Genomic DNA, 7,804 nt, shown 5'->3' with positions numbered 1-7,804 from the left:
CGCGCCAACCGCCGCTACTTGCTCTACTGGATCAACAAGAGCGGCAAGATGTACAACAACTTGCAGCCTACCCGCAAGGCTCGGTCGGCTCTATCATGACGACAGATTATGCGACGTTAAACGCCGATGATGATGTGCAGCAGGCGATTGCGCGTTTACGTGAAATGGCCAACGAGAGGGAAACCATCTATCAAGCGTATGTGATTGATAAACAGAATCGCTTACTTGGTACACTTTCGCTTAAGGATTTAGTGCTGGCGCAACCGACCTCGCTTGTCTCTGACATCATGACCAAAGAGACAGTGTTTGTGCGAGCCGATGAAGATCAAGAGTGTGCAGCGCAAGCCATTAGTAAATACGATTTACTTGCGGTGCCTGTTTTTGATGAGCAATTTCGTTTGGTCGGTATAGTGACTTATGACGATGCGATGGACGTGGCCGAGCAGCAAGCGGATATGGATTTTCATAAAGTCGCTGCGGTTGGTTTTACCGGTAACCTTAAAGAAGCCAGCGTATGGCTAATGTACAAGAAACGTGTGTTTTGGCTGGTGTTGTTAGTCTTTGGTAACCTTTTTTCTGGTGCCGGTATTGCGTACTTTGAGGAGACGATTCAAACCTATGTCGCCTTGGTCTTCTTCTTACCACTGTTGATTGATAGCGGCGGTAATGCAGGATCCCAGTCAGCAACGTTGATGGTTCGAGCCTTAGCCACTGGTGAAGTGGTGATGAAAGATTGGCTATCCATGTTGGTGCGAGAGTTAGGGATTGCGGCGTTATTAGGGGCAACAATGGCCATTGCTGTTTCTTTATTGGGTTTTTGGCGAGGCGGCAGTGATATCGCTTTTGTCGTTGCGGTAACGATGCAAATTGTGGTGATTATTGGTTGTGTTGTTGGAATGCTCCTTCCGTTCATTCTGAATAAGTTTAAGCTCGATCCTGCGTCAGCCAGTGCTCCGTTGATCACGACCATTGCTGATTCTATCGGGGTGATCATCTATTTCAGCGTTGCTACCATGGTGTTGGATTTTCCACCAGTGACGTAAGCCACTCATCTGGCAGTGAGATCTACTGGTTGGAGTGTGAAATAAGCTCAACGGTTAAAAGCTTTCTCTATTTTTGGGAAAGCTTTTTAATGAATAAGGCTCATATACTCAATTTAATTGGCAGACGAACGATCAGCCGAACTGGTTGGCGGGCTATACTGCACCTCACTGAAATCCATATTGGGGAACAAAAATGCGGCTTCGGAGCGAATTTGCTCGGCGCGGCTTTCGTCACCAATACCTTGGTAAGCCAAGATCAGATTATTGTAAAAAGCAGGACGCGGTTTATGTTTTATGATGGCCAATGACCAGTCGACGTATGGCGTAATCAATTTAGGATCTTGATTATACAGGCCAATGTTGAGGTAAGTGCTGTAGACATCCCAATCAAAACGATCTTTCCAAACCACAGGGTTCGTCACCTTTTGTAGGATATCCGGGTTCTTGGGTTGAGATTTTTCAAATTGGGTAAGCACATAGTTACTGTGCAGAGCACTGAGCATATAAAAGCTCGTTAAGATCGGTAGTACTAAACTCAACACTCGAAACAGGGATTTACTGATCATGCTAAAAGGAATTGAACGGTATTTAGCCACTCGCTGATCAACCCAAAAAAGAAGAATGATGAAGGTTACCCAGTGAATAGCCGAATGGTAAAACGGATATTCGAGCTGGCTATGTAACACGATAGGGATGAAAAGGGCGAACATCGCAAGCCTGGTCCCTTTCTTGGCCGAATACATCCGCATGAGCACGAAAAGCATGGCCAGTGTGATCCCTAGCACAGGTAACAAACCGCCTTCCACCGCCCAGAATAGTAATTCATTATGAGGATGATCCATCGACGCCAACCCCGGTTGGTAGCTAGGGTTTAATTGGTGTTGCCTTGCGGTATAAAGCAAATATTCAGATTCAAATTTGCCATAGCCATAACCCGTGAAGGGTTTTTCTATGACCATATCGATGGTTTGAGGAAAGGTATAACGACGAGGGCTCTCTAAATCAGCCTTATTCTCTAGAAAATCGCCCGTGCCTTGGGAATAGACAGCGACAAACCCTAAAGCAATACCCAATAGCGTCGCAGCGCTCCATCCCCAAAATCGTGTAGGCGTCGAAAATTTAAATAGGTAAGGCAGAACAAAAAGCGTGCCGAGTACCGCGCCAATCCAGCCAGTGCGCGAGGCTAATATCACCAGCAACGGTGCAGTGAGCAGTGGAGTGACATAAAGTAGGCTCACTTCGCTAACATGCTGATTGTACTTTTTCGGTTGACGAGCCAGTAAATAGCCGGACATAACCAGCCCTGTCGCGAGAAAGCTCGCCATCACATTCGGTTGCTGAAAAATGCCGTAAGGGCGGTTGATGAGGGTGTTGTAGCCAAAAATATTATCGGGTGAAAGCAAAAAGTATTGGTACAGACCAAATAGAGTTTCAATCAATACCGCGAGTACGATAAACCAGAGTAATCGCTGCTTATGTTTGTTACTAAAACGAAATTGTTGCAGCAATACAAAAAAAAACAGCCCAGTCCATAGTCCTAACATTCGACTCAGCGATGACTCAATTAGAGCATTCGTATAAAGCAGCGGAATCGTCATGATGGTACAACTGATGAAAAGACCGATGGTCAGTTTGGAATAGCGTAACCTACGGTTAGATGCGAGTTGATACAGACCTAATGAAAGCGTAAAACTAAGGGCAAGCCAAGTGGTTGGATTAAAAGATAAAGCCAGACCTGAGCCACCAGGGTTGGGCATAAAAAAATGCATTGCCAGTAAATAGAGAATGCCAATCGAAAGCAAAAAGGGTTTGTTTAAGGGGATGGCGGGTGTTTGTGCTTCAAGTTGTGTACCGCTTAGATGCAATGTTGCCATAGGTCTCGCGTTCCAATTAAAAGAAACCAGCAACCACTTGCTGGTTTCTTTACTTTACCGTTTTTTTCTATTTCAACATAGGCTTAAGAAAGCGTGCTGTGTGTGAACCTTCGATCTGCGCCACATCTTCGGGCGTTCCTTGAGCAATAATTTCGCCGCCGCCTTGTCCACCTTCTGGCCCTAAGTCGATCACCCAGTCTGCGGTTTTAATCACATCTAAGTTGTGTTCAATCACCACCACGGTATTGCCGTGGTCGCGTAGGCGATGCAGTACGGTCAAGAGCTGTTGGATATCATGGAAGTGTAAGCCAGTCGTTGGCTCATCCAAAATGTACAAGGTTTTTCCTGTATCGCGCTTTGATAGTTCACGAGCCAGTTTGACGCGTTGAGCTTCGCCCCCTGACAATGTCGTCGCCGCTTGTCCGAGGCGTATGTAGGATAAACCCACGTCAATCAAAGTTTTGAGTTTGCGAGCGATCATCGGTACGGGCTCAAAAAAAGCGTAAGCATCTTCGACGGTCATCTCCAACACTTCATCAATTGCTTTGCCTTTGTAGCGGACTTCCAATGTTTCACGATTATAGCGTTTGCCCTTACACACATCGCATGGCACGTAAACATCGGGTAAAAAGTGCATTTCAACCTTAATCACACCATCACCTTGGCATGCTTCGCAGCGTCCACCGCGTACGTTAAAGCTAAAACGACCCGGTTTATAGCCTCGAGAGCGAGACTCTTGAGTGCCCGAGAATAGCTCACGGATCGGTGTGAAAATGCCCGTATAGGTGGCAGGGTTTGAGCGGGGAGTTCGGCCTATCGGGCTTTGGTCAATGTCGATGACCTTATCAAAATGCTCTAACCCTTTGATTTTTTGATATGGAGCAGGCGTTGCTGTGGTGGCTCCATTTAAGGCCGTATGAGCAATTTTAAAAAAGGTATCATTAATTAAGGTTGATTTACCGGAGCCTGAAACACCTGTTACGCAGCTAAATAAGCCAACAGGAATTGATAAATCAACTGTCTTGAGGTTGTTACCCGACGCGCCGATAAGCTCCACCGTTTTCTTGGGATCTCTCGGGGTACGCACGGTAGGAATCGCAATTTTTTTCGCGCCGCTCAGGTACTGTCCCGTGAGCGAATTAGGGTTGGAAATTATGTCATTCACATTCCCTTCTGCGACGACTTGCCCACCATGCACACCAGCGCCGGGGCCAATATCAATTACATGATCCGCCATACGAATGGCGTCTTCGTCATGCTCTACAACCAATACCGTGTTGCCTAGATCGCGCAAATGCGTGAGCGTTTTTAATAGCCGTTCGTTATCACGCTGGTGGAGCCCAATCGATGGCTCATCTAAGACGTACATTACCCCAACGAGTCCAGCGCCAATTTGGCTCGCTAAGCGAATCCGTTGTGCTTCGCCTCCTGACAGGGTTTCAGCACTCCGAGAAAGGTTGAGATAATTCAACCCAACGTTGACGAGGAAATGCAAACGGTCATTGATCTCTTTCATTACTTTTTCAGCAATTTGTGCTCGTTGGCCTTCTAAATCAAGAGATTGAAAAAATTGCAAGGCATCGGCAATGCTCAGTTCCACCACTTCCGGGAGCGCGGTGTCATTGATAAATACGTTGCGAGCTTCGATGCGTAAACGGGTGCCATTACAACTGGTACAAGGTTTGGTCGAGATGTATTTCACCAAATCTTCACGGACAGAGTTAGATTCTGTATCGCGATAACGCCGTTCAAGTGTATTGAGAATGCCTTCAAACGGATGGCGTTTAACCCGAATATCACCACGGTCATTAATGTAGTTAAACTCAATCTCAGTTTTCCCCGAGCCTTTCAAGATGATTTCCTGAACCTTTTTAGGCAGTTTGTTAAATGGGGTGTGTAAATCAAAATCATAATGCGCAGCGAGTGACGTGAGCATCTGGAAGTAGTAGTAATTTTTCTGATCCCAGCCACGAATCGCTCCTTGCGCGAGGCTGAGTTGGCTATCTTGGATAACGCGTTCAGGGTCAAAATATTGTTGTACGCCTAAACCATCACAGGTGTGGCATGCGCCTGCTGGGTTATTAAATGAGAACAGCCGAGGCTCTAACTCCTGCATACTGTAGCCACAGTGTGGACAAGCAAAATTGGCTGAGAATACAATCTGTTCGCCTTCACCATCCATGTCAGTAACCACAGCAATACCGCCTGACAACTCGAGCGTTGTCTCAAAGGATTCGGCTAGGCGCTGCTGTAGGTCAGGACGAACTTTAAAGCGATCAACCACCACTTCAATGGTGTGCTTTTTGTGTAGTTCAAGGGTTGGTGGATCAGTCAGATCGCACGTTTCACCATCAATGCGGGCGCGGATAAAACCTTGTGCGGCCAAGTTTTCCAACGTTTTAACGTGTTCACCTTTGCGCTCTTTCACAATCGGTGCAAGCAGCATCAGTCTTGAACCTTCAGCTAATTCCAACACCTTATCAACCATTTGGCTGATGGTTTGAGCGCGAAGTGGAACTTTGTGCTCAGGGCAGCGCGGCTCACCGACTCGCGCATAAAGCAGACGCAAGTAGTCATAAACTTCGGTAATGGTGCCAACCGTAGAACGAGGGTTATGCGAGGTTGATTTTTGTTCAATAGAGATAGCCGGTGAAAGACCTTCAATATGGTCAACATCCGGTTTTTCCATCAAAGATAAAAATTGGCGTGCATAGGCAGACAGCGATTCAACATAGCGGCGTTGGCCCTCTGCGTAGAGTGTATCAAAGGCGAGAGACGACTTCCCCGAGCCTGATAGCCCTGTAATCACCGTTAATTTATCGCGTGGAATGGTCAGGTTGATATTTTTCAGGTTGTGGGTTCGAGCGCCCCTAACTTCAATTTTGTCCATCATCTAGGCTCTATGTAACACAAGTTAAGCAAGTATTGCATAGTGTGAGTTTTGTGCAAATAGGTACTGGATAAAAAAACAGTAAATAAAAACCACGGAACTTGCCGTGGTTTTTATTGGGGAGGCGCTAGGTGACTAACGCATTCGGTTACTTAAGCTTTATGAGTCGAATGTTTATCCAACGCGACTTTTTGTTCGTTCTTTTTGTACATGTTTTCAAAGCAGTAGTTAGTGGCTTCGATATAGCCTTCTACGCTACCACAGTCAAAGCGTTGGCCTTTGAATTTATACGCCAATACACAGCCTGATTGCGCTTGTTTGAGTAGCGCGTCGGTAATTTGAATTTCGCCACCTTTACCCGGCTCTGTTTGCTCAATCAGATCAAAAATATCTGGGGTTAAAATGTAGCGACCAATGATGGCTAAATTGCTTGGTGCGGTGCCTGGTTCTGGTTTTTCAACCATGTCATCCACTCGGAACAGATCGTCTTTGATCATTTCACCGGAAATAACACCGTATTTATGTGTTTCATTTTCAGGCACTTCTTGAACGGCAACAATTGAGCAGCGGAACTGTTTATACAGAGCGACCATTTGTGCCAAAACCCCTTTTTCTTGATTGACACATAAGTCATCGGCCAGCACCACCGCAAAAGGTTCATCGCCGACTAACTCTCGACCCGTTAAAATCGCATGGCCTAAACCTTTCATTTCACGTTGACGAATGTAGGTGAAGTTGGCGGTATCAATGATTTCACGAATATCAACCAGTAGCTCTTCTTTGTTGGTGCCACTAATTTGATGCTCTAACTCATAGTTTTTATCGAAGTGATCCATGATCGAGTGTTTTCCACGCCCAGTCACAATACACATCCCGGTCATTCCGGCTTGAATCGCCTCTTCAACACCATATTCGATCAAGGGTTTATTGACTACTGGCATCATCTCTTTGGGCATTGATTTTGTCGCTGGAAGAAAACGTGTACCGTAGCCAGCGGCTGGGAATAGGCATTTTTTGATCATGCTATAACCTTATTTTTATTTGAATTGTTAATTGATGGCGCAACCTTATCATGCTTTATGAAACGCTATCACCACTAAAGCGGTGAACTCAGCTAAATTCTGCGTGAAAGCACATAATTAAGACAGAATATTTTGATTGGCCCACGCAATCGCTTGGACCCTATTTTTGACCGATAGCTTTTTGAATATTTGGTAGAGATGTGATTTGACTGTGAATTCACTGATGAATAAATCTTCCGACATTTGGTTATTCGATGCGCCAGTTTGTAAGCAGCGGAGGATCTGTATTTCGCGGGCGGTTAAGTCTGTAATCACTTGAGCAGTATGGGATTCAAACGCGTAGCGATAGTAGTGCAGTAACTGGCTTACAGCGTGTCTGGGTAGCCAATTTTGTCCGTTAATGATTTCACCAAGCCCAAATGCAATTTTATCTAGGGTGTCATTTTTATAAAATAGCCCCTTTAAATGGCCAAAGGTTAATAAGTCATTCGTGGTTAATCTTTGCAACACATTGATGAGGATCGTTTCATGATGCTGACTGTTTAATGGGCAGTTTCCCAAGCGTCGTTGCAACTGCGCATAATCGGCATGGTCAATCATCAATATTTTGTGTTTATCTGAGCAATACGTTTGGCGCAGGGTTTCGGGCTCAATTTTAGGAATGGGCAGCCCAAGCCGATCGGTTAAATGGTCAATATAAGGGTGTTCTTGCTCTTTATCTAAACAGAGAAAGTAAATGGTGCGGGTATAGTTTGCTTTTCTCATGGTCACTTCCTTTTGACGAGAATGTTAGACAACTGTCTAGAAAATGACGGAAATTAGGTTATAAAGCCAACGAGATAAATAAAATTGCGCTTAGTTTCATATAGTAAGGTAACTGAGTGTTTTGTCATCCTTAAATTAGAGGTAGTGGTTCTAAAAAATAGGAAATTGAGCAAGATTGTGAGATGAATTTTGACAACTATTTCTGTGAAG

The 7,804-nt window shown here is 45.2% G+C and carries 5 protein-coding genes; 1 reads left to right on the top strand and 4 read right to left on the bottom strand.

Annotated features, from left to right (window positions below):
- A partial coding sequence (gene mgtE / locus AACQ21_RS08090) for a magnesium transporter (RefSeq protein ID WP_105976383.1) occupies positions 1-1,043 on the top strand: 1,043 nt, incomplete at its 5' end.
- A 113-nt stretch (positions 1,044-1,156) separates the two neighbouring features.
- Here mgtE and AACQ21_RS08085 read toward each other — a convergent pair.
- From AACQ21_RS08085 to AACQ21_RS08070, 4 genes are all read right to left on the bottom strand, one after another.
- Positions 1,157-2,950 (bottom strand): PglL family O-oligosaccharyltransferase, encoded by a 1,794-nt coding sequence (locus AACQ21_RS08085; protein ID WP_105976382.1) that lies wholly within the window; start codon positions 2,948-2,950, stop codon positions 1,157-1,159.
- A 34-nt stretch (positions 2,951-2,984) separates the two neighbouring features.
- Positions 2,985-5,807: an excinuclease ABC subunit UvrA gene (uvrA, locus tag AACQ21_RS08080; protein WP_105976384.1), complete on the bottom strand. Its 2,823-nt coding sequence runs from the start codon at positions 5,805-5,807 to the stop codon at positions 2,985-2,987.
- A 152-nt stretch (positions 5,808-5,959) separates the two neighbouring features.
- Positions 5,960-6,829 (bottom strand): UTP--glucose-1-phosphate uridylyltransferase GalU, encoded by an 870-nt coding sequence (gene galU / locus AACQ21_RS08075; RefSeq protein ID WP_013857894.1) that lies wholly within the window; start codon positions 6,827-6,829, stop codon positions 5,960-5,962.
- Between the two features lie 117 nt (positions 6,830-6,946).
- Entirely contained in the window at positions 6,947-7,594 is a 648-nt protein-coding gene (locus tag AACQ21_RS08070; protein ID WP_064624269.1) for a LuxR C-terminal-related transcriptional regulator, read from the bottom strand.
- Positions 7,595-7,804: the final 210 nt, after the last annotated feature.

It is taken from the genome of Vibrio sp. V01_P9A10T6, from assembly GCF_963877065.1.
In the GTDB taxonomy this organism is placed as follows: Bacteria; Pseudomonadota; Gammaproteobacteria; order Enterobacterales; family Vibrionaceae; genus Vibrio; species Vibrio anguillarum.
This window is presented reverse-complemented; position numbering and strand designations above follow the sequence as displayed.